This is a genomic window from Pseudomonas sp. p50(2008) (assembly GCF_015351605.1).
Taxonomy (GTDB): Bacteria; Pseudomonadota; Gammaproteobacteria; order Pseudomonadales; family Pseudomonadaceae; genus Aquipseudomonas.
The window spans coordinates 409585-433062 of record NZ_JACMYF010000004.1 but is presented as its reverse complement, the minus strand read 5'-3'; the positions used below and the strand labels follow the sequence as shown (position 1 = coordinate 433062).

Genomic DNA, 23478 nt, shown 5'->3' with positions numbered 1-23478 from the left:
TTACTGGGCTTGCGGCGGAACCCGCGGCGGCGGGTTCAAATACACGGCGCTCGTGAACACATTGTTCAATGTTGCCACCGTCAGTCTTTGTTGCGCGGAGTCAACACCAATAATGCAAAGTGCGTGCACTCCATTTGATGGACCTATTTCAGTATTGATATGCGCATCTTCAGTACTAATGGCTGCGCTGTAGTTGTGAGGCACCTTGCATTCTTTGGCGTCACGGACTGCTTTAAAGCGATAGAACGGCGCGTCTAACGAGAACCTGAAATCCCATGTTGGCAGTGCAAGCTGCCCGGCTGTGTTACGCGATCTATCAACGTATGTCTTGAGTTTCCATGGCTCAGTAACGGTCAATTCGACAGGCTTCAAGGCACAGGCCGGTCCATTGCTGGTGAATACACCGTCAATAAAGCATGCGGCCAGAAAGTTGGCTGGGTAGCTGTAGTTGAAACGGGCGGCCTTGCAGGATGAGGAGTCCTCGCAACCTTCGGGCTCTGGTATTGCGCGCGAGTCAGCGATCTTACTGACGATGCCGGTGATTTCATTTGTTCGACGGTTGAGCATCGGACTGCCAGAGTTGCCGGCATGAAGGTCGCATCGGTTTCGCATTGCCAGAGGGAATACCCCAGGGTGATCGATGAATGTACCTGCAGTTTGTTCGTCGCAAGCGCTCAATCGAAGCCCGCTTTCGCTAAAGCCCTGTGGCGAGCCAACGTTAAGTGAGTCGTGGCTCTCATTGATTTGGTGGGATGCCAGGTTAAGCGGGTTGATGCCGGCCTGAATTAACGAGGCCAAGGTGGCGTCTACTTCAAGTACGGCAAGATCAGTTCCGGAGAGACTGGTCCATCGGGCGGTCCGAACTGAAAATTGGCTGTGCCGCTCGGGCGTGTCATAAAAGTATTTGAAAGTTACCGTCGCTTCCATCGGCAGATTGATCCGTGCCGAACCGTACTGGAACAGTACGCAATGCCCACTGGTGAGCAGATAGCCAGGTCCGGTGGCCTTACCTTGCCTGTTTCGCGTATTTAGCAGGACGGCACTACAGGATTCTCCCGATTGCAGGGTCAATTGCCCAATGCCACTCCATATTTCGTAAAGGCGTCCGCTGTTTTGCAATGCTCTCGAATCTGAGCCATTAACAGCACCCTCTCCGAGGTCGCGCGCTTGCACGGAAGCAGTGCCTATCAAGCTGATCATGACTGACAGGTAAAGATACTTAAGGTATTTCACGTCCATTCCTTGGTTATGAAATTGAGGTGCCCACTATTCGGGCATCACTGTGATTCTCTGCGGCGCAAATGTTGTCGCCTTGTTCCGGCGGAAACTCGGCCACATACAGGCTATCGAGATCGCAGTAATTGATAGGTGACGCTACTTGAGTGCCGTCTTCACGAAAGAGCCTGTAAACACTTTTCAGACGATAAACCACGATCAGCTTGCGCTTTGGTGCGATAGCGACGACTTCCACCGGTGTCACGCGGCTCCAACCGTCGGATGATTTCTCGGTATGAGTAAAGCTTTTTTCCAGTCTCGCCGAAAACTGGATTGAAGCGGTCCACAAGTGATTTACGGTGCTCACGTGTGCCAAATGAATCAAGGGCCATTCGGTTTCGGTTCTGATACTGGTGATGCCGGTAAACTCAGACAGCATTTCAGCGCTTTGGACCTTGGACGCAGACCACTGGAAGGTTTTGCTGATAGCGCCAGTGTTGTGGCCGTACCCCAGAAACTCATACTGGTCAGATCTTTCCAGGCGGTAAAATGCTGATGTCCGCAATTGCTCCACAGCATTCAGGTCAGGGTCTATAACGGTGAACCATGGAAGGTAGGCAATCTTCGTGACTGTGGTTGCCTCATCGGCGGCAGGGGGCTCATATCCTGTAAGAACAGGCGCAACGATCGAAGAACGGGTCCGCATGGCGATTTTCATGCGTAATGAGTAAGCGACGTCGCCTGTCGGTCTTGTATGGTTGTTGATGCCAACAAAAGTGCCGGGTGAAAAGCAGATTTCTCCAGCAGGCGCACTTGGAGGGGAGGTACTCCAGGCTGAAAAGTTTTTCTTGGCGCCACTCCCGCGGTCGTCCCAGATCATGCGGTTAGCGGGCGAAGCGATCACCAGGTCCGCGCGCACGCAACGGACGGTATTGCGCAACGGCTTGTCGCGGCCGTTGGAGCAAACCATGCCCAGCGCCACATAACCGTCCGGGGGTATCGGGCACCAGATAGTGATGTCAGCTTTGGCTCCGGAACCTGAATCTTTCCAGACTTGTTCGAAGTCGATCGGGACGCCGAGGGCTTTGCCTTTCGAGGTGTCTCCATTCTCCGGAACGCCTTCGCAGACAACTGCCACGATATTGCTTTCGTTTATGTTCTCGAAGCCAGGCGAAACGACGTCCCCCAGCGGGAAATATCCAGGCAACAAATCTGCGGAAGGTGAAGGGCGCCAAAAGCTCCCTTTTTTCGAACCAGAGCCCGCGCTATCCCAGATCCGGTTGAATTGCGTCGTGAAGTTGATCAGCAGATTGTCAACCTGGATCGATGCCAGAGGCCTCGCGGCCGGTGCGGCTGTTTCATTGGTGGGCATGATGGTTCCTGATAGTTTGACAGGCGACTTGGGCGTCGTCGCAACAAGGTTCACGTCACTATCTGGAATTAGGCGAAGCGTTCGGCGGTAATTATTTATGGGTGAGTGCGGCGGGGTATTACCGATAAATACCGTCTTTGCCATGAGCCGCTGTCGCACGGTTTCCACGCACGCTGATCATCAGCTTGATATCAATCCAGTCGATACCCTGTCCTTTGAGTTTCGGCAACTCACGCTCCAGTACCGCCAGCGTTTGCGGATATGGATGCCCGATCATCACTGCCGAACCCTGTTTACGCGCCAGGCTGATGGCCGTCTGTAACTGGGTGAAGATCGCCGCTTCAGTGCGCTCGTCATCCAGAAAAACGTCCCGGGATACGCTTGCCAATCCAATCTTCTGCGCCTCGGCAGCCGCTACTGTCTGCGCGCTGGTACGGCTGTCGACGAAGAATTTGTGCCTGCGCTGCAAGTGCGCCATCAACCAGGCCATTGCAGCCGGTTGCGAGGTCATGCGGCTGCCCATGTGGTTGTTGATGCCTGCGGTGTAGGGGACCATTTTGAATGCCGCGTTCAGGCGTTTTTCCAGCTCGTCGAGAGGTAAGTCAGGGTGCCAGGCGAACGGGCCGGTAGCCGGGTCCATAGGCATGTGCAGGATGACTATCTTGCCGGCGCGATGGGCTTCGCGGGCGAATTCAGTGGCGTGGGGCGTATCAGGCATGATCGCAGCCGTGACCGGGCCGGGCAGGGCGAGCACGCGGCGATCCCGAGGCAGGTTCTGCCCCAGGTCATCGATGATCAGGCTCAGGTAAGCCTTTTACGGAGCCGGCTTGGCGGGCGTTGCGTGCGCAACACCCATCAGACAGCACAGCAGGCCGAGGGCTAACCGCAGGCGCATCTCAGCGGCCGGAGGTGATGCTCAGCCCTTTAAGCAGGCTCAGCGCCTGGGCCAATTGGTAATCGTCGTCCTGCGGCATTACCTTGGGTTTGGCGCCCGAGCCGGTCGGCTTGTCTTCGCCGCCATTGCCATTACCCAGGTGCCCTTGCAGATCGGCTTCCTTGAAGTACTCGCCATCCTGCTCGCTGGTGATCTTGGCCTTGCGCACTTCGATGTCCGGGACGATGCCCTGGGCCTGGATCGAGCGGCCATTCGGCGTGTAATACAGCGCAGTGGTGATCTTCAGTGCGCGGTCGTTGTTCAGCGGCAGTACGGTTTGGACCGAGCCCTTACCGAAGCTTGTGGTGCCCATGACCACTGCGCGTTTCTGATCCTGCAAGGCGCCGGCGACAATTTCCGAGGCTGAGGCGCTGCCGCCGTTGATCAACACGACCATTGGCACCGCTTCACTTTCATCCTTTCCAGTGGCCGAGAAGCGCAATTCGGAGTTGGCGATGCGACCCTTGGTGTAGACGATCAAGCCCTTGGTGATGAAGTGGTCGACCACTTCCACCGCTGCTTGCAGCACGCCGCCCGGATTGTTGCGCAGGTCAAGGATGACACCTTTGAGTTTCTTGCCATTGTCCTTGCGCAGCTTGGCCAGGGCCTTGGAGACCTCTTCGCCGGTCTTGACCTGGAATTGGGTGATGCGGATATAGCCGTAGCCCGACTCGAGCAACTGAGCCTTCACGCTCTTCACCTGGATGATGGCGCGTGCGAGGGTCACGTCAAACGGTGTGCCGCCGTCACGTACCAGGGTCAGGGTGATTTTCTGACCGATCTTGCCGCGCATCTTGTCCACGGCTTCAGTCATGCTCTGGCCGCGAGTCGGTTGGCCGTTGATCTTGACGATGAAGTCGCCCGCCTGAATGCCGGCCTTGGACGCCGGGGTGTCATCGATTGGCGATACCACCTTGATGAAACCGTCTTCGGCGCCCACTTCGATACCCAGGCCACCAAACTCGCCGCTGGTGCTTTCCTGCAACTCCGCGAAATCTTCCGGGCCAAGGTAGGCGGAGTGCGGGTCGAGGTTGCTGAGCATGCCTTTGATGGCATTTTCCAGCAGGGTCTTGTCGTCTACCGGTTCGACATATGCGGCTTTGATCCGGTCCATGACCTCGGCAAATGTGCGCAACTCTTCCAGAGGCAATGGTGCCTTGGTGGTCGCAGCAGTGCCCGCAGGTGCAACCGCTGGCGCAGGTTGAGCGGCGAACGCCAGAGGCGCGCCGATCACCAGAGCGATCGTCAGGGCCAGCGAGGTAAGGCGGGACAGATGCAGCATGTCGAACGAACTCCTGAATTAGGTAAGGCGCTTATCCTTGCGCGCGACACCATTGTGCCGGATCACTCGGGTGACCCTGCTGACGAATTGCGAAATACAGCGCTGGTGTGTCCTGCCCGCCACTGCTACCGACAGTGGAGATGGACTCACCGGCTTTAACCACATCACCCGCAGACTTCAGCAGCGTCTGGTTGTGACCATAAAGACTCAAGAAACCGTTGCCGTGATCGAGAATCACCAGCAGGCCGGCACCACGCAACCAGTCGGCAAATACCACGCGGCCGCCGTGAACGGCATGTACCTGACTGCCGGCGGACGCACTGATCATCACGCCGTCCCATTTGGTACGAGCGTCGTCGCCACGGGATTCGCCAAATCGCGCCAGCAGTCGACCATCAACAGGCCAAGGAAGTTTTCCCCGAGTTGAAGCAAACGCGCCACCGAAGGTCTCGCCTGAACTTGAAACAAGGGCGCCGGGTGTCGATTTGACAGGTTTGCGTGGGGCGTCGGTCGTATCTGCCGCGTCTGCTGCTGCCTGGGCCTCACGTAAACGCTTTTTTTCGGCTTCCTGCTGGGCGATCAGCGCTTTTCGCCGCGCTTCTTCTGCCTCACGGGCCTGGCGGGCCAAGGTTTCTTCAATGGTTTTAAGGACTTTAGACAGGTCTGCCTGATCCTGCTCGCGGGACGCCAGTTTTTGATCGCGAGCCTTTACGTCTTCATTGAGCTTGGCCAAGGCTTGCTGGCGCTCTTTGCGGACCTTGTCGAGTTCGTCGCGCTGACTGTCGAGGCTACTTTTCTGAACGAGTAACTGCGCCTGCTGCATGTCGATGTCTTTTTCGACATTGGCCAGTTGGCGCAGGGTTTCGTTGAAATTTTTCAGCTGTTCCAGGCGGGCCTGGCTCAGGTAGTCGTAATAGGTGAGGGTACGGGCGAATTTTTCCGGATTCTGCTGGTTGAGCAGCAATTTCAGATACTCCTGACGACCGTTCTGATAGGCCGCACGGGCCTGAATGGCGATCAGTCGTTGCTGTTCAGTGCGCGCGCTCTGGAGTTTTTTTTTCTCCGCATCGAGTCGTTGCAGCTCGGATTCGCTTTTCTTCAGCTCTTTTTGCAGGGCATCGACCTGCTTTTCGAGCTTGCCCATCTCGGTTTCGGTGCCCTTCAGGTCTTTTTGCACACCGGACCTTTCTTCCTGAATCTTGCCCAGCAGTTTCTTCAGCTCGGCAATGTCCTGACGCGTGGCGTCCAACTGTTGTTGGGTTTGCGCGCGCTCGTCAGCGAAGGCCGGTTGGAGCAGGCAAGTCAGAGCAAGGGCTATCAGGACGCGAAGCATAGAGGCGGGCGACACCAGGGAAAGGGACGGCCTAGTATGCCCGCCAAGCGCCGCAAAAAAAACGCCCAATTGGGGTTGTGTGATAACCGGGCTGGCAAGTGGGTGTGATTAATCTTTGAAACCACCACAAACCACTGTGGGAGCGGGCTTGCCCGCGATGGCGTCTTAACATTCAACAGTGATGTTGGCTGTCAGATTGCTATCGCTGGCAAGCCAGCTCCCACAGGGTTTGGTGGTGATTTGACCGGCGGGTTACACGAGGATCGAAGTACCCGTCATTTCTTCCGGTTTTTCCATCCCCAGCAGCATCAGCATGGTCGGCGCCACATCCGCCAACACGCCGCCATTGCGCACCTTGAAGTCGCGTTTGCCGACATAAATGAACGGCACAGGCTCGGTGGTGTGGGCGGTGTGAGCCTGGCCGGTGGATTCGTCGGCCATTTGCTCGACGTTGCCATGGTCAGCCGTGATCAGCGCTTCGCCGCCAACCTTGTCCAGCGCGTCGACGATACGGCCGACACACAGGTCCAGGCATTCAACGGCTTTGACCGCCGCATCGAACACGCCGCTGTGGCCGACCATGTCGCCGTTGGCGTAGTTGACCACGATCACGTCGTAACGCTGGTTTTCGATAGCGTCGACGATGCGATCGGTCACTTCCGGGGCGCTCATCTCGGGCTGCAAGTCATAGGTGGCGACTTTTGGCGACGGGATCAGGATACGTTCTTCGCCCGGGAACGGTTCTTCGCGACCGCCGGAGAAGAAGAAGGTGACGTGGGCGTATTTCTCGGTTTCAGCGATGCGCAGCTGGGTTTTACCGTTTTTCGCCAGGTAGTCGCCCAACACGTTTTCCAGGCTGCCGGCGGCAAACGCCGAGGGGGCAGGAATGCTGGCGGCGTATTGGGTCAGCATTACGAAGCCGGCCAGTTTCGGCTGGCGGGCGCGTTCGAATTCCTTGAAATCGTCTTCGACGAACACGCGAGTCAGTTCGCGGGCGCGGTCGGCACGGAAGTTCATGAATACGACGGCATCGCCGTCTTCGACTTTGACCGGCTCGCCGATGGAGGTGGCTTTAACGAATTCATCGCTCTCGCCACGGTCGTAGGCTGCTTGCAGACCTTCTTGGGCAGTGGCAGCGTTGAATTCGCCGTTGCCGTCGACAATCAGGTTGTAAGCCTGCGATACACGGTCCCAACGATTATCGCGGTCCATGGCGAAATAACGGCCAACAATGCTGGCGATCCGGCCTTTACCGAGAGCCTCGAACGTTGCATCGAGCAGTTCGATAGACGACTGAGCGCTTTTTGGCGGGGTGTCGCGACCGTCGAGGAAGGCGTGGAGGTAGATTTTTTCGGCGCCGCGTTTGAAGGCCAGTTCAGCCATGGCAACCAGGTGATCCTGGTGGCTGTGAACGCCGCCATCGGACAGCAGGCCCATGAAGTGCACGGCTTTGCCGGCAGCGACTGCTTTATCCACGGCGGCGCAAATGGTCGGGTTCTCGAAGAATTCGCCATCACGGATCGATTTGGTGACGCGCGTGAAATCCTGATACACCACGCGGCCGGCACCAAGGTTCATGTGACCGACTTCTGAATTGCCCATCTGGCCATCCGGCAGACCGACATCCATGCCGCTGCCCGAGATCAGGCCGTTTGGCACGGTGGCAGTCAAACGGTCCAGTACGGGCTTCTTGGCCGCGAACACGGCGTTGGATTCAGGGCTGTCGCTGTGACCGAAGCCGTCGAGAATAATCAGGACCAAAGGTTTAGGCGTGGTAGTCATGGATTCCACTCGTGGCTGAGTTAAAAGAGGGCGATGGAAAAGGGAGTAGGAGTTTAAAGCTAAGTTCCGGCTGCGTCACCGCCGGACGGGGTTTGGCCCACCATAGGGGCTGTGTATACTGGCCGACATTTTAACGCCCTGGAACCTCCTTCAATGGTTGATCACCTGATTGCATTTGCCACCACCCACTATCTGCTCGTCGGTATCTTCGCCGTTCTGCTGGCTCTGCTGATCGCCCATGAGATGAAAGGCGGCGGCCGTAGCCTGAGCACCGGTGAACTGACCGGGCTGGTCAACAAGGACGAGGGCGTGGTGATCGATATTCGTCCGACCAAGGACTTCGCCGCCGGTCACATTGTTGGCGCGTTGAACATTCCTCACGACAAGCTGACCGCTCGCGTCGGTGAGTTGGAGAAGCACAAGTCCAAGACCATCATCCTGGTTGACGCCATGGGCCAGACCGCTGGCACTCACGCTCGCGAATTGATGAAATCGGGCTTCACTGCGGCCAAGCTGTCCGGCGGGATTTCCAGCTGGAAAGGCGACAACCTGCCGCTGGTGAAGTGATATGAGCAACGTCGTCGTCTATTCCAGCGATTACTGCCCTTACTGCTCGCGAGCCAAGTACCTGCTCGAGAACAAAGGCGTGGCCTTCGAAGAGATCAAGGTCGATGGCAAGCCGCAGGTGCGTGCCGCCATGGCCCAGAAAGCCGGGCGTACGTCCGTGCCGCAGATCTGGATCGGTGAGCGCCACATTGGTGGCTGTGATGATTTGTTTGCCCTGGAGCGCGCCGGCAAGCTCGACGCGATGCTCAAGGCCTAATTCCTTCCCCAAGATCAGAAAGGATCTGAGATGACTGACCAACAGAACACAGCAGCTAGCGAAGAAGACACCTCGCCGCAATTCTCTTTGCAGCGCATCTACGTACGTGACTTGTCTTTCGAAGCCCCGAAAAGCCCAGCGATCTTCCGCCAGCAGTGGGAACCGAGCGTTGGCCTGGATCTGAATACCCGTCAAAAGGCTTTGGAAGCTGACTTCCACGAAGTGGTGCTGACCCTGTCGGTGACCGTGAAGAACGGCGAAAACGGCGAAGTGGCGTTCATCGCTGAAGTGCAACAGGCCGGGATCTTCCTGATCAAGAACCTGGACGACGCTTCGATGAGCCATACCCTGGGCGCGTTCTGCCCGAACATCCTGTTCCCGTACGCTCGCGAAACCCTGGATAGCCTGGTTACCCGTGGTTCGTTCCCTGCTCTGATGCTGGCTCCAGTGAACTTCGACGCGCTGTACGCACAAGAACTGCAACGCATGCAGGCGGCTGGCGAAACTCCGACCGTTCAATAAGCAGCGCTGTTGAAAATCGCGGGCAAGCCCGCTCCCACAGGATCGTGCAAAACCTGTGGGAGCGGGCTTGCCCGCGATTGTTTATGTCAGACGAAAAAGATCTTCGGGTTATTTGAAGCCGTTTTGCCGCCACGCTTCGTAAACGGCCACCGCCACGGTGTTCGACAGGTTCAGGCTGCGGCAGCCTTCGCGCATCGGTAGCCGCAGGCGTTGCTCGCCGGGCAGGGCGTCCAGTACGTCAGCGGGCAGGCCGCGGCTTTCCGGACCGAAGAGGAACGCATCGCCTTCTGCAAAGCTGGCATCGTGGAACGGCCGCGAGCCCTTGGTGGTAAAGGCGAACAGGCGTGGGTGGCCAAGGCTTTCCAGGCAACTGGCAAGGTCGGCGTGGCGTTGCAGGGTGGCGTATTCGTGATAGTCGAGGCCGGCCCTGCGCAGGCGCTTGTCGTCCATCTCGAAACCCAGCGGTTCGATCAAATGCAGGTGGCAGCCACTGTTGGCGCACAGCCTGATAACGTTGCCGGTATTCGGCGGAATTTCTGGTTGGAAAAGGATGACGTGAAACATGCACGGCTCCGAAGGTAAAGATGACCGGCATTCTACGCCGCAAGCGGACAAGCGTTCGAAACTATTCCCACGGGTGATGGGTTCGCTGGCGATTGTCGGGGTTATGGTGGGATTGATGATCGGTCGCCTGACCACGCCGGATCCCAGCACTTTGCAGCAGGTCGACGTGACGAGCGATGGCCTGGTGCTGTGGTTCAACAACGAACCCAAGGTCCATGGCGAGATCGTGGACGGCAGTGTGGCGCTGTTGTTCAGTGCCGAAGGCAAGGCGCAGAACGGTCAGCTCAAGCTCAACGACAAAGGCGTGAACTGGCGTGTACGTTTGAGTGATGGGGGGTTGTTGCTGACGGTGGTGGCGGCCCGACCGCTTCAGGGCGACTGGGCCGGTAGCGAGGTCGACGACCGCTGGCGACTGGAGATCCATCTCCGAGAGCAATAAAAGAGGGAATCCCCGGCCTGCCTGTACCAAGGTCCCCAAAACGGGAGGGATCACGCGTTGCCTCGTGAACCCGGTGTAAAGAAGGAACCCCTGACCTGCCTGTATCAAGGGCCCCAAAACTGCGTGGCTCGTCGCAAGTGCGGTATGAGCCCGGTGTAAAGAGGGGAATCCCCGGCCTGCCTGTACCAAGGTCCCCGAAACTGGGTAGTGAATCGAATCACTGAAGGGACTATTGCAGGGGGCGTGCCAGCTTTTAACAAGTTGAAACAGAAAGTCGTCGTTGAATGCTGAAAGCCCCGTATTGCGGGGCTTTCGTGTTTTTTCGGTGGGTGTTCGATTGCGAAAAAAGGTGGGATTTGAAGGCAGTGTTTGTGCGCGATTGCGGTTCACGGTGCCTTCAGTCGGTGCACCGAACCCCCAAAAGCATCGCGGGCAAGCCCGCTCCCACAGTATTCAGCGGTGTACACAAAATTGTGAAAGCACCAAAGATCACTGTGGGAGCGGGCTTGCCCGCGAATGGATCTAACGATCAGCGAAGATCTACAGGCTGATTAGCCCTCTTCCCCTTCATCATCATCCCCACCATCAACTTTCATCCCCAGTTCCTTGATCTTGCGAGTCAGGGTATTTCGTCCCCAGCCCAACAAAACCGCAGCATCGCGGCGGCGGCCAGCGGTGTGTTTCAGGGCGGTTTCAATCATGATTCGCTCAAAGGCCGGCACGGCGCTGTCAAGCAAGCTCGACTGACCGCGAGCCAGCGCCTGGTCTGCCCACTGGCGCAATGCTTGTTCCCAGTTGGTGACCGGCGCCGAATCCTGCGGCAGGTTCAGCAACTCTGGCGGCAAGTCGCTGATGTGCACTTCGCGGCCGGAAGCCATCACCGTGATCCAGCGGCAGGTGTTCTCCAGCTGGCGCACGTTGCCGCCCCACGGCAGGTTCTTCAGGTATTCCTCGGTTTCACTTTTCAGCAGCTTCGGCTCAACCGCGAGTTCTTGCGCGGCGCGGCTGAGGAAGTGTTTGGCGAGGGTCGGGATGTCTTCGCGACGATCTGACAGGCGCGGGATGTGAATGCGGATCACGTTGAGGCGATGGAACAAGTCCTCACGGAATTTCCCCGCGTGCACCAGGGTTTCGAGGTTCTGGTGCGTCGCGGCGATGATTCGCACATCCACCTTGACCGGCGTATGACCGCCAACGCGGTAGAACTCGCCGTCCGCCAGCACGCGCAGCAAGCGGGTTTGCGTATCCGCCGGCATGTCGCCGATTTCGTCGAGGAACAACGTGCCGCCATCAGCCTGTTCAAAACGCCCGCGACGAAGGTTGGCTGCGCCGGTAAACGCGCCCTTCTCGTGACCGAACAGCTCGGATTCCATCAAGTCTTTCGGAATTGCCGCCATGTTCAGCGCAATAAATGGCGACGCCGCACGAGGGCTGTGGCGGTGCAGGGCATGCGCCACCAGCTCTTTGCCGGTCCCGGATTCACCATTGATCAACACGGTGATGTTGGAGTGGCTCAAGCGCCCGATGGCGCGAAACACTTCCTGCATCGCCGGCGCTTCGCCGATGATTTCCGGGGTGCGGGTCAGGGCGACTGGCACTTCCAGGCCTTGCTGTTCCTGAGCATGCTGGTTGGCACGCTTGACCAGGGACACGGCTTCGTCGACGTCGAACGGCTTGGGCAGGTATTCGAATGCGCCGCCCTGATAGGACGCGACAGCGCTGTCCAGGTCGGAGTGCGCGGTCATGATGATGACCGGCAGCCGTGGGTGTTGCTCGCGAATCCGCGCCAGGAGGTCCAGACCGCTGGCGCCCGGCATGCGGATGTCGGAGATGATCACGTCCGGCTGCTGGCGCGCCAGGCGGCTCATCACGCCATCGGCGCTGTCGAAGCTTTGCGTGGTCATGCCTTCCTGTTGCAAGGCTTTTTCCAGAACCCAACGGATTGATCGGTCGTCATCGACGATCCACACGGTTTCACTACGGCTCATGTCGATGTGGCTCCTTGTTCCAGTGGCAGAAAGATCGAGAAGGTTGTGTGGCCTGGATGGCTGTCACATTCGATCAGGCCCTGGTGCTGGCTGATGATGTTCTGGGTAATGGCCAGGCCCAGCCCGGTACCGTCCGGACGGCCGCTGACCATGGGAAAGAAGATGGTTTCCTGCAGTTCCGCTGGAATACCGGGACCGTTGTCGATGATTTCGATCTTGGTCACCAGTCGATGGCGCACATGGCCGATGGTGAACTGGCGCATGGCGCGCGTACGCAGGCTGATGCGGCCCAGGCGCAGCTCGTTCTGGCTACTGATGGCCTGCATCGCGTTGCGCACGATGTTCAACACCGCCTGAATCATCTGTTCACGGTCGATCAGGACGTCCGGAATGCTTGGGTCGTAATCGCGCACCAAGGTAATGCAACCCTGGCTTTCGGCCTCGACCAGGTGGCAGACGCGCTCCAGCACTTCGTGAATGTTGCACATGGCCAGTGACGGCAGCTTGTTGGAGCCGAGCATGCGATCGACGAGGTTACGCAGGCGATCGGCTTCTTCGATGATCACGTTGGTGTAATCGCGCAGGCTTTCTTCCGGCAGTTCACGGGCGAGCAATTGTGCGGCCCCACGAATCCCGCCGAGCGGATTCTTGATTTCATGAGCGAGGCCGCGCACCAGCATCTTGCTGGTTTCCTGCTTCGACAGCTGTGCCTCTTCCTTGGTGATCCGCAGCAAGCGATCACGGGGATGGACTTCCAGCAGCAGCATGGTGGCGCCGTTGGCGAGGATCGGAGTCACCGCGTAATCGACGGTCAGCGTCTGGCCGGTGAGGGCAGTAAGCATCGCTTCGCGCTTGGTGAACGGATGGGCCTGCTCGACTGCCTGGCGCAGAGAATTCAGTGCTTCGGTGGACTCGGTGAACAACTCGCTGATGAACTGCCCATGGCTACGCTGGCCGCTGATGGCCAGCAGCATTTCAGCCGCCGGGTTCATGTACTCGAGGCGCAGCTCGGCGTCGAGCAGGATGGTGGCGGTGGTGAGGTTGTCGAGTAGCAATCGATGCAGTGCGTCGCTAATGGTCATCAGGACCTCTTTTGGAGCAGGGCGCGCGCATGAATAAAGCGCTGATGCGGGGAAAATGCAAAAACCAAACCAAGGCTCCGAAAAGAAGCGTTTAAGGCCTGAAACGGGCGTTTGACGCTCATTTACGTGGCGTTCTGCCAGCTATCACGGGTACTTTCGAACCAAAATGGGATGGAAGTTGGGAACGATGGCGCGATTCGCACCAATACAGTGCGCAATCGTAAGTGACAATTAAAAGAATCGCAGGAAGGGATTTTTTTCTTCTTCGGGTTTGTCTTTGAGCGGGCATTCGGGTCGCTGACCGTAATCGGTCAGCAAGCAGGGTTTGACCTGGCGTTTTTGCGCGAGGGAAATACGCAGCATGTGGAAGGGCTGGTTGGCAGTGCGCTCGACGGTGCGGCCCTGCTCGTCAATGATTTCCACCGACAGGTTGTGGGAGCCGCGGTCGAGGTTGTTCAGGGCAAACACCGGGCTCCGTCCGGGTTCGGACGTGGGCTGGCCGTCCACCAGCAGGCGATAGCGGTGACCTCGTTGCAGGCCGGGTTCGCTGGTGACGCTGACAATCAGTTCACCGGCGCTGCTGCGGACCGTGGCGTCGGGTTCCGGTATCAGCACTCTCAGCATGTCGTAATGAAACGGCGGTGGTGTTGCCGTTTTCTTCCCGATAATGACGGGTACTGCGCCGGTCGGGTTGGCGGACATCCGATTGCTCGGCGCCATCGGCACACGTTTGGCGTTGCCCGTGCCGGGTTGATCGGTGAAGACCCGATTGCCCTGGGCGTCGGTATAGGTGAAGACCTCGGCTGCCACGGGCAGCGCGATCAGGCAGGGCAGCAGCAGCCACGCCCTCACGGTTTATGGACCCGTTGCACAGTGAAGGTGATGGTCGGGCTTTGCTGAATGATGCTTTCTCCATCGATGACCTGAACGGCGAGGCTGTGTTCACCGCGGTCGATGTTGACCAGTTGCAGGATCGGTACGTTGCTCGGCTGGCCGTAAGGTTGATCATCCAGCAACAGCCTGAACAGATGAGGTCCTTGCAGGCGAGGTTTGATCTGCACATTGACCGTGAACGTGCCGTTGTTGGCGCGCAGGGCTTCGGTGGTGGGCAAGTTGGTCAGCTCAAGCACCTCATAGGCGCTCAGTGGCTGCTGACGGTTACTGGCTTCGGCAGCTGGTGCAGGAGGGGCCTGTCGCTCGACGCTGTTCAGGGGTGGCAAGTCGACAGGTTGCGCCTGCACGCCATCGGGCGGCTGATTGCTGTACGCGGTATTGCCGGCGGCGTCGGTGTACTTATAGATCTGCGCTGCGGCAGGCAGCGCGATCAGCAGCAACATCAATAGAAAACCACGACCCATAAAATCGACCAGAAACGAAAGCGTTGGGGTGCAGCATAGGTCAGGGCTGGCGGTTGACCCAAGTTGTTAACATTCGGGTGCATAAAAGCGAGATCAAAAGATCGCAGCCTTCGGCAGCTCCTACAGGTTGTACGCGTTCCAAAGTAGGAGCTGCCGAAGGCTGCGATCTTTTGACTTTGCCCACAAAAAAGGCCTCCCGAAGGAGGCCTCTTTTTGTCACGCCGCTTGCGCAGGCGCTACCGGATCAGCAGCTGTAGTACAGCTCGTATTCCAGTGGGTGTACGAAGGTACGGACCTTGATTTCTTCTTCGCTTTTCAGAGCGATGTAAGCGTCGATGAAGTCGTCGCTGAAAACGCCGCCTTTGGTCAGGAACGCACGACCTTTGTCCAGCTCTTCCAGGGCTTCTTTCAGGCTGCCGCAAACTTGTGGAATCTCTTTCGCCTCTTCAGGCGGCAGGTCGTACAGGTTTTTGTCGGCTGCATCGCCAGGGTGGATCTTGTTCTGGATACCGTCCAGGCCAGCCATTACCAAAGCAGCGAAGGCCAGGTACGGGTTGGCTGCCGGATCCGGGAAGCGAGCTTCGATACGGCGAGCGCGAGGGCTGGACACGTAAGGAATACGGATCGAAGCGGAACGGTTGCGAGCCGAGTAAGCCAGCATCACTGGCGCTTCGAAACCTGGAACCAGACGCTTGTAGGAGTTGGTCGACGGGTTGGTGAAGCCGTTCAGTGCCTTACCGTGCTTGATGATGCCGCCGATGAAGAACAGGGCGGTGTCGGACAGGCCGGCATAGCCTTCGCCAGCGAAGGTGTTCTTGCCTTCTTTAGCGATGGACAGGTGAACGTGCATACCCGAACCGTTATCGCCGTACAGAGGCTTAGGCATGAAGGTAGCAGTACGGCCGTAAGCAACAGCCACGTTGTGTACGCAATACTTCAGGGTCTGAACTTCGTCAGCCTTGGCGACCAGGGTGTTGAACTTCACACCGATTTCGTTCTGGCCAGCAGTTGCCACTTCGTGGTGGTGAACTTCGATGACCAGGCCCATTTCTTCCATGGCGTTGCACATGGAGGTACGGATTTCGTGGTCGTGGTCAAACGGTGGAACCGGGAAGTAGCCGCCTTTGATGCCTGGACGGTGGCCGTGGTTGCCGCCTTCGACGTCCTGGTCAGACATCCACGAACCTTGTTCGGAGATGATTTTGAACATCGAGCCGGAGATGTCCGACTTGAATTTCACTTGGTCGAAGATGAAGAACTCTGGCTCCGGGCCAACGAAAACGGTATCGCCGATACCGGTCGACTTCAGGTATTCCTCGGCACGCTTGGCGATCGCACGTGGGTCACGGTCGTAGCCCTGCATGGTCGACGGCTCGATGACGTCGCACACGATGATCAGCGTTGGGTCTTCGGTGAACGGATCGAGAACGGCAGTGCTGTCATCCGGCAGCAGGATCATGTCGGAAGCTTCGATGCCTTTCCAGCCAGCGATGGAGGAACCGTCGAACATTTTGCCTTCTTCGAAGAAAGCGTCATCCAGCGCGTCGCGAGCCGGCATGGTCACGTGGTGCTGAGTGCCTTTGGTGTCCGTGAAGCGCAGATCAATCCACTTGACGTCATGATCTTTGATGAGTTGAACCGACTTCGACATAGTGTCCTCCGGGTGGCTTCGGGCTTAAGTAGTGGATGCCCTTAGAATGTGGGTGATGCCGGCGCGAATACTCTGCCAAGGCAACCTGCCTCACAAGGGAGCAAATTGCATGCCAGTGCCCCACCGTGGGTTTTTTGCCCCAAATTCACGCTTATAAAGGCTTGATAATACGTTTACTGAAAAATATCGCCCTGTAATGTGGCGCTGCTTTCAGTAAATGACCTGTTTTGGTGCGCGCAAAACCTTCTGCACATTAACTGGTTAAACCTTGAGCAATTTCCGCTATAATCCGCGCCCCCCTTTTTCGGCTGGCCCAGCGCGCGCTGTTTTCATGAAACTAATCGTAAAAGTCTTCCCCGAGATCACCATCAAGAGCCGCCCGGTACGGATGCGTTTCATCCGCCAGTTGGCCAAAAACATCCGCACCGTGCTCCGCGACCTGGACCCGGCCGTGGTGGTGAACGGTGTGTGGGACAATCTCGAGCTTGAAACCCGCGTAGCCGAGCCCAAAGTACTGAAGGAGATGACCGAGCGCCTGAGCTGCATGCCGGGTATCGCGCATTTCCTGCAGGTCGACGAGTACCCTTTGGGCGACTTCGACGACATCGTTGCCAAGTGCAAACAGCACTTCGGCGACGCGCTGGCAGGGAAGATTTTTTCGGTGCGCTGCAAGCGTGCCGGCAAGCATGAATTCAGCTCGATGGACGTCGAGAAATACGTCGGCAGCCAGCTGCGTCGTCAGTGCGGCGCTGCCGGAATCTCGCTGAAAGAGCCGGAAATCGAAGTTCGCATCGAAATTCGCGACAAACGGTTGTTCGTGATCCACAACCAGCACAACAGCATCGGCGGTTATCCGCTGGGTGCCCTGGAACAGACACTTGTACTGATGTCCGGCGGCTTTGACTCCACCGTGGCCGCGTACCAGATCATGCGCCGCGGGCTGATGAGCCATTTCTGCTTCTTCAACCTGGGCGGAAGGGCCCATGAGCTGGGCGTGATGGAAGTCGCGCACTTCATCTGGAAGAAGTACGGAAGCTCCCAGCGCGTGTTATTTGTCAGTGTGCCGTTCGAGGAAGTACTGGGAGAAATTCTCGGGAAAGTCGATAACAGTCATATGGGTGTGGTTTTGAAGCGTATGATGTTGCGCGCTGCATCCCGAATCGCTGATCGGCTGGAGATCGAGGCGCTGGTTACCGGTGAAGCGATTTCCCAGGTATCGAGCCAGACACTGCCGAACCTGTCCGTGATCGACTGTGTGACCGACAAGCTGGTCTTGCGTCCGCTGATCGCCAGTCACAAGCAGGACATCATTGATCTGGCCAACGAAATCGGTACCGCCGATTTCGCCAAGCACATGCCGGAATACTGCGGGGTCATCTCGGTGAACCCCAAGACCCACGCCAAGCGTCCGCGCGTGGAGCATGAAGAGAAAGAATTCGACATGGCGGTCCTTGAGCGTGCGCTCGAGAACGCCAAACTGGTACCGATCGATCGCGTAATCGACGAATTGGGCCAGGACTTGCAGATCGAAGAAGTCAGCGAAGCACTGGCGGGCCAGATCATCATCGACATCCGTCACCCGGATGCCGCTGAAGACGACCCGATGGCAATTGCTGGCATTGAGGTACAGACGATGCCGTTTTATGCATTGAACGCTCGTTTCAAGGAACTGGACCCTACTCGCCAGTACCTGCTGTATTGCGACAAAGGCGTGATGAGTCGCCTGCATGCCCACCATTTGCTCAGTGAGGGGCATGCCAATGTGCGCGTTTATCGACCGAGCTAAGAGCCCGGGGCTGTATGCCTGTGGCCTGCGTCACCGGCCCCCCGACTCTGCCGTCAAGCTGTAACGGCAAGGCCTGACTCTACTGTAAATCGCTGCCAAGACTTGTCAGCACACCGAATCCTCTGATCGAGATACACAAGTGATCGAAAATCTACGCAACATCGCCATCATTGCTCACGTTGACCATGGTAAGACCACCCTGGTAGACAAACTCTTGCGTCAATCCGGCACCCTGGAGCGCAACGAGCTCAACGACGAGCGCGTGATGGACTCCAACGACCAGGAGAAAGAGCGCGGTATTACCATTCTGGCGAAAAACACCGCCATCAACTGGAACGGCTACCACATCAACATCGTGGACACCCCGGGCCACGCCGACTTCGGCGGCGAAGTTGAACGCGTAATGTCGATGGTTGACTCCGTTCTGCTGCTGGTTGACGCTCAAGACGGCCCTATGCCGCAAACCCGTTTCGTGACCAAGAAGGCTTTCGAAGCCGGCCTGCGTCCAATCGTGGTCATCAACAAGGTTGACCGTCCAGGCGCACGTCCGGACTGGGTTCTGGACCAGATCTTCGACCTGTTCGACAACCTCGGTGCTACCGAAGAACAGCTGGACTTCAAAGTCGTCTACGCCTCGGCCCTGAACGGCATTGCCGGTCTGGAACACACCGACATGGCTGAAGACATGACCCCGCTGTACCAGTCGATCGTCGACAACGTACCAGCACCGAAAGTTGACCGTGACGGTCCGTTCCAGATGCAAATCTCGGCACTGGACTACAACAGCTTCCTGGGCATCATCGGCGTTGGCCGTATCGCTCGTGGTCGCGTCAAGCCGAACACCCAGGTTGTTGCGATCGATGCAGACGGCAAGCGCCGTAACGGTCGTATCCTGAAGCTGATGGGTCACCACGGTCTGCACCGTATCGACGTTGAAGAAGCAGCTGCCGGCGATATCGTCTGCATCAGCGGCTTCGACCAGTTGTTCATCTCCGACACTCTGTGCGACCCACTGAACGTCGAAGCGATGAAGCCGCTGACCGTTGACGAACCAACCGTTTCGATGACCTTCCAGGTTAACGACTCGCCGTTCTGCGGCCGTGAAGGCAAGTTCGTCACCAGCCGTAACATCAAAGAGCGTCTGGACAAAGAACTGCTCTACAACGTTGCCCTGCGCGTTGAAGAAGGCGACACCGCCGACAAGTTCAAAGTCTCCGGCCGTGGTGAGCTGCACCTCTCGGTACTGATCGAAACCATGCGTCGCGAAGGCTTCGAAATGGGTGTTGGTCGTCCGGAAGTGATCATCCGCATGGTTGATGGCGTCAAGCACGAACCGTACGAAAACGTGACCATCGACCTGCCAGAAGAATCGCAAGGTTCGATCATGGAGCAGATCGGTATCCGTAAAGGCGACCTGACCAACATGGTTCCGGATGGCAAGGGCCGTGTGCGCCTTGAGTACAACATCCCGGCTCGTGGCTTGATCGGTTTCCGTAACGAGTTCCTGACCCTGACCTCCGGTGCAGGCATCCTGACCTCGATCTTCGACCGTTACGACGTGATGAAGTCCGGCGACATGTCCGGCCGTCAGAACGGCGTGCTGGTTTCGGTTGCTACCGGTAAGGCTCTGACTTACTCGCTGGAAACCCTGCAAGCTCGCGGCAAATTGTTCCTGGGTCACGGTGAAGACGTGTACGAAGGTCAAATCGTCGGCATCAACAGCCGCGACAACGACCTGGGCGTTAACCCAACCAAAGGCAAGAAGCTCGACAACATGCGTGCCTCGGGTAAAGACGAAACCATCGCTCTGGTTCCGCCTATCCGTTTCACCCTGGAACAAGCTCTGGAATTCGTTCAAGAAGACGAATTGTGCGAAGTGACTCCTAAGTCCATCCGTCTTCGTAAGAAGATCCTGGGCGAAAGCGAGCGTACCCGCGCTGCCAAGAAGTCCGGTAACTAAGTCATTTAGTTAGCTGACAAAAAAAACGCCCCCGACCGCAAGGTCGGGGGCGTTTTTGTTTGTCTGGGGTTTGATGATTGTTCTCACGCTCTGCGCGGGAATACAGCCCGGGACGCTCCGCGTCCCTAAAGCAGACGCGGAGCGTCCGTTGAGGCATTCCCACGCGGAGCGTGGGAATGATCAGGGGGTGTTAAAACTTTTCGAGAGTCCTGCGGCTGTTGCTGGTTTCACGCGCCACTTCTTTGGGCTTGTAAGCGCAATAGCCCGGCCGCGGGCCGATTTTTGGGTGATTGCGGCAAGTATCCGGGCGCTTTTCATAAATAGTGCACAGACGACTCTTACGATCCAGGTACAGGCAATCGTTATTGCTCATGCGCTGGAGGGTGAAGATCTCGGACTTCTGGTTGTAGCGCTCGACGATCCCTTCCTTCTGCAAACGCTTGGCGATGTTCTTCGCCGGTTCGCCGCGCTCGAACTCGTCGACGATGCCGATACGGATCAGATCCTTGATCTTGACCTCGACCGGCAGGGTGCAGCAGCTGGATACGCACGAACCGCACATCGGCGCAGAGTACTTGGCCCAGGTATCGAGGCGATCGATCTCAGCAGCGGCGATCAGATTGGACTTCATCATCGGTTGTTACCAGCGTGTGCATCAGGGCGCGCGATCATACCGGGACTGGTGGATTTTTGAACAACCTTTCGCCAGATTTTTTCGCTTATCGCTTCTCAACCGCCATATTTCGGCACGGGCCCTGCATTATTTCCAGCACATGACTCTTTAATGTCGACCTATCTCGCACTAACGGGAAAAACTGCCGAACCAGAGTTCCAACGACCTGTCAGACCGTCTAGGCTCAACTACTCCACGCTCGCTCGAGGTCCTATCGATGACTCAAGAACCACTTGTTCGCGAAGCAGAGGTGGCCGCATTTCGCGACGCCGTCTTGACCAAACTCACCTACGCGGTGGGCAAAGACCCCGATCACGCCTTCGACCACGACTGGTTCGAAGCCATTGCCCTGGCCGCGCGCGATCACATGGTCGAGCACTGGATGGATCACACGCGGCAGATCTACCGCAAAGGTCAGAAGCGCGTTTATTACCTCTCCCTTGAATTTCTTATCGGCCGTCTGCTCTACGACAGCCTGAGCAACCTCGGCCTGCTCGACGTTGCCCGCGAAGCCATGACCGAACTCGGCGTCGACATTGAACGCATTCGTTTGCTGGAACCCGACGCAGCCCTCGGCAACGGTGGCCTGGGCCGTCTGGCAGCGTGCTTCATGGAAAGCATGTCGACCCTCGGCATTGCCGGACATGGCTATGGTATTCGTTACGAGCACGGCTTGTTCCGCCAGGCCATCGTCGATGGCTGGCAACAAGAGCAAACCGAACACTGGCTCGATTTCGGTAACCCATGGGAGTTCGAACGGCCGGAAGTGGTGTACCCCATCGGCTTCGGTGGCAGCGTTGAGACCGTCACCGACGAGGCCGGCAAGTCCAAGCAGGTGTGGACGCCAGTGGAAACCGTTCGCGCCATTGCGTACGACACACCTGTAGTCGGCTGGCGCGGGGCGAGCGTCAACACGCTGCGCCTGTGGCGTGCCCGTGCCATGGAAGATTTGCACCTGGAACGTTTCAACGCCGGTGACCACTTGGGCGCCGTCGCCGAAGTCGCCCGGGCGGAAAGTATTTCCCGCGTGCTCTACCCCGCAGACAGCACTGAAGCCGGTCAGGAGCTGCGCCTGCGTCAGGAGTATTTCTTCGTCGCCGCGTCCTTGCAGGATCTTCTGCGGCGCCACCGTAACATGCACACCTCGGTGCTGACCCTGGGCGACCATGCGGCGATCCAGCTCAACGATACCCACCCCTCGATTGCGGTGGCCGAGCTGATGCGGCAACTGGTCGACGTCTATGACGTCGCCTGGGATGCTGCGTGGCAGGTCACGGTGGATACGCTCTCGTACACCAACCACACGCTGCTGCCGGAAGCGCTGGAAACCTGGCCGGTCGGCCTGATGGAACGCATGCTGCCACGGCACATGCAGATCATTTACCTGATCAACGCCCAGCACATCGACTCGCTACGGGCCAAAGGCATTCACGACTTCGACGTTTTGCGCGCGGTGTCGCTGATCGAGGAAGACAACGGCCGCCGTGTGCGCATGGGCAACCTCGCATTCCTCGGCTCCCACAGCGTCAACGGCGTGTCGGGCCTGCACACCCAGCTGATGCGCAAAACCGTGTTCTCCGAACTGCACAAGCTCTACCCGGAGCGGATCAACAACAAGACCAACGGCATCACCTTCCGCCGCTGGCTCTACCAGGCCAACTCCGAGCTCACGTCCATGCTGGTCGACGCATTGGGCCCCGACTTGCTGGATAACCCGGAAGAGCGCCTGCTCGACCTGGAACCTTTCTCCGAGAAACCGGCGTTCCTCAAGGCCTTCGCCGAGCAGCGCCTGCACAGCAAAAAAGCCCTGGCGTACATCATTCATGAGCGACTCGGAGTGGCAGTCAACCCGGCCGCCATGTTCGACGTGCAGGTCAAACGGATCCACGAATACAAACGCCAGCTGCTCAACCTGCTGCACACCGTGGCGCTCTATCAGGCGATTCGTGCCGAGCCTGAAATCGACTGGGTGCCGCGTGTGAAGATTTTCGCCGGCAAAGCGGCAGCCAGTTATCACCAGGCCAAGCTGATCATCAAATTGACCAACGACATCGCCCGGGTGGTCAACAACGACCCGACCGTGCGCGGCTTGCTCAAAGTGGTGTTCCTGCCCAACTACAACGTCAGCCTGGCGGAGAGCATTATTCCGGCCGCGGATCTGTCGGAGCAGATCTCCACCGCCGGCTTCGAAGCGTCGGGCACCAGCAACATGAAATTCGGCCTTAACGGCGCGTTGACGATCGGTACTCTGGATGGCGCCAACGTGGAAATGTGCGAGCGCATTGGTGCCGAGCATATGTTCATCTTCGGCCTAAGCGCCCAGCAGGTGGAAGCGCGCAAACAGAACCACGAGTTCAATGCGACACCGGACATCGCGGCGTCTCACCGACTCAACGACGTGCTGCAGGCGATTCGCGGCGGGGTGTTCTCGCCGGATGATCCGTCCCGTTATGCAGGTTTGATTGATTCGTTGATCGACTACGACCGCTTCCTGGTCTGCGCCGATTTCGATTCCTACTGGGACGCGCAGATGCGGGTCGAAGCGCATTGGCACGATTCCAAAGAATGGTGGCGCTCGGCGGTGCTGAACACGTCGCGGATGGGCTGGTTCTCTTCCGACCGGACGATTCGCGAGTACGCCACGGAAATCTGGAAAGCGCTGGAGTAAGTCTTCGCCTGGCTCGATATACTGGCGTGCCGGAAAAGATCGCAGC

At 57.9% G+C, this 23478-nt stretch carries 19 protein-coding genes and 1 pseudogene; 7 read left to right on the top strand and 13 right to left on the bottom strand.

Annotated elements, in window-relative coordinates; genetic code table 11:
* The 6 genes and pseudogenes from H7698_RS13675 to gpmI all read right to left on the bottom strand — a co-directional run bounded on the left by H7698_RS13675 (position 1) and on the right by gpmI (position 7918).
* Positions 1–1233 (bottom strand): trypsin-like serine peptidase, encoded by a 1233-nt coding sequence (locus H7698_RS13675; protein WP_194691704.1) that lies wholly within the window; start codon positions 1231–1233, stop codon positions 1–3.
* 13 nt (positions 1234–1246) lie between these two features.
* Positions 1247–2587 carry a Vps62-related protein gene (locus H7698_RS13670; protein WP_194691703.1) on the bottom strand — a complete coding sequence of 447 codons (1341 nt, stop codon included), beginning with the start codon at positions 2585–2587 and terminating at the stop codon, positions 1247–1249.
* A 118-nt stretch (positions 2588–2705) separates the two neighbouring features.
* Positions 2706–3482: pseudogene (locus tag H7698_RS13665) on the bottom strand (divergent polysaccharide deacetylase family protein).
* Position 3483: 1 nt separating this feature from the next.
* A complete protein-coding gene (locus H7698_RS13660) occupies positions 3484–4803 on the bottom strand; it encodes a S41 family peptidase (RefSeq protein ID WP_162436970.1) in 1320 nt (439 codons plus the stop codon).
* A 31-nt stretch (positions 4804–4834) separates the two neighbouring features.
* Positions 4835–6136, bottom strand: coding sequence for a murein hydrolase activator EnvC family protein (locus tag H7698_RS13655; protein WP_194691702.1), 1302 nt, complete (start codon positions 6134–6136; stop codon positions 4835–4837).
* A gap of 252 nt (positions 6137–6388) precedes the next feature.
* Positions 6389–7918, bottom strand: coding sequence for a 2,3-bisphosphoglycerate-independent phosphoglycerate mutase (gpmI, locus tag H7698_RS13650; RefSeq protein ID WP_162436968.1), 1530 nt, complete (start codon positions 7916–7918; stop codon positions 6389–6391).
* A 153-nt stretch (positions 7919–8071) separates the two neighbouring features.
* Between gpmI and H7698_RS13645 the strand changes: the two genes are divergently transcribed.
* The 3 genes from H7698_RS13645 to secB are packed head-to-tail and all read left to right on the top strand — an operon-like array spanning position 8072 to position 9263.
* On the top strand, positions 8072–8485 hold the full coding sequence (locus H7698_RS13645) for a rhodanese-like domain-containing protein (protein ID WP_162436967.1): 414 nt from the start codon (positions 8072–8074) through the stop codon (positions 8483–8485).
* A gap of 1 nt (position 8486) precedes the next feature.
* The gene (gene grxC, locus H7698_RS13640; RefSeq protein ID WP_010464569.1) at positions 8487–8741 is read left to right on the top strand and encodes a glutaredoxin 3; all 255 of its coding nucleotides are present in this window, start codon (positions 8487–8489) and stop codon (positions 8739–8741) included.
* 30 nt (positions 8742–8771) lie between these two features.
* Complete coding sequence (secB, locus tag H7698_RS13635; RefSeq protein ID WP_194691701.1) at positions 8772–9263, top strand: protein-export chaperone SecB; 492 nt, start codon at positions 8772–8774, stop codon at positions 9261–9263.
* A 108-nt stretch (positions 9264–9371) separates the two neighbouring features.
* Here secB and trmL read toward each other — a convergent pair whose 3' ends face one another.
* A complete protein-coding gene (gene trmL / locus H7698_RS13630; RefSeq protein ID WP_162436965.1) occupies positions 9372–9827 on the bottom strand; it encodes a tRNA (uridine(34)/cytosine(34)/5-carboxymethylaminomethyluridine(34)-2'-O)-methyltransferase TrmL in 456 nt (151 codons plus the stop codon).
* Between trmL and H7698_RS13625 the strand changes: the two genes are divergently transcribed.
* The gene (locus H7698_RS13625) at positions 9826–10266 is read left to right on the top strand and encodes a hypothetical protein (RefSeq protein WP_194691700.1); all 441 of its coding nucleotides are present in this window, start codon (positions 9826–9828) and stop codon (positions 10264–10266) included. The two genes, trmL and H7698_RS13625, sit on opposite strands and share 2 nt — an antisense overlap.
* A gap of 551 nt (positions 10267–10817) precedes the next feature.
* Here the strand turns inward: H7698_RS13625 and ntrC are convergent.
* The 5 genes from ntrC to glnA all read right to left on the bottom strand — a co-directional run bounded on the left by ntrC (position 10818) and on the right by glnA (position 16345).
* Complete coding sequence (gene ntrC, locus H7698_RS13620; RefSeq protein ID WP_054055303.1) at positions 10818–12254, bottom strand: nitrogen regulation protein NR(I); 1437 nt, start codon at positions 12252–12254, stop codon at positions 10818–10820.
* Entirely contained in the window at positions 12251–13336 is a 1086-nt protein-coding gene (gene glnL, locus H7698_RS13615; RefSeq protein ID WP_162436963.1) for a nitrogen regulation protein NR(II), read from the bottom strand. The genes ntrC and glnL overlap by 4 nt, the downstream gene beginning before the upstream one ends.
* Positions 13337–13567: 231 nt before the next feature.
* Positions 13568–14188 (bottom strand): DUF4124 domain-containing protein, encoded by a 621-nt coding sequence (locus tag H7698_RS13610; protein ID WP_328803734.1) that lies wholly within the window; start codon positions 14186–14188, stop codon positions 13568–13570.
* Complete coding sequence (locus tag H7698_RS13605; protein ID WP_162436961.1) at positions 14185–14694, bottom strand: DUF4124 domain-containing protein; 510 nt, start codon at positions 14692–14694, stop codon at positions 14185–14187. Before H7698_RS13605 ends, H7698_RS13610 begins: the two co-directional genes overlap by 4 nt.
* Positions 14695–14938: 244 nt before the next feature.
* Entirely contained in the window at positions 14939–16345 is a 1407-nt protein-coding gene (glnA, locus tag H7698_RS13600; RefSeq protein WP_162436960.1) for a type I glutamate--ammonia ligase, read from the bottom strand.
* Positions 16346–16676: 331 nt separating this feature from the next.
* Between glnA and thiI the strand changes: the two genes are divergently transcribed.
* Both thiI and typA read left to right on the top strand, forming a co-directional pair.
* Positions 16677–18131 carry a tRNA uracil 4-sulfurtransferase ThiI gene (thiI, locus tag H7698_RS13595; protein WP_162436959.1) on the top strand — a complete coding sequence of 485 codons (1455 nt, stop codon included), beginning with the start codon at positions 16677–16679 and terminating at the stop codon, positions 18129–18131.
* A 139-nt stretch (positions 18132–18270) separates the two neighbouring features.
* Positions 18271–20091 (top strand): translational GTPase TypA, encoded by a 1821-nt coding sequence (gene typA, locus H7698_RS13590; protein ID WP_162436958.1) that lies wholly within the window; start codon positions 18271–18273, stop codon positions 20089–20091.
* Between the two features lie 190 nt (positions 20092–20281).
* Here typA and H7698_RS13585 read toward each other — a convergent pair whose 3' ends face one another.
* The gene (locus H7698_RS13585; protein ID WP_150797270.1) at positions 20282–20722 is read right to left on the bottom strand and encodes a YkgJ family cysteine cluster protein; all 441 of its coding nucleotides are present in this window, start codon (positions 20720–20722) and stop codon (positions 20282–20284) included.
* Positions 20723–20981: 259 nt separating this feature from the next.
* Between H7698_RS13585 and H7698_RS13580 the strand changes: the two genes are divergently transcribed.
* Positions 20982–23432 (top strand): glycogen/starch/alpha-glucan phosphorylase, encoded by a 2451-nt coding sequence (locus H7698_RS13580; protein ID WP_162436956.1) that lies wholly within the window; start codon positions 20982–20984, stop codon positions 23430–23432.
* Positions 23433–23478 lie beyond the last annotated feature (46 nt).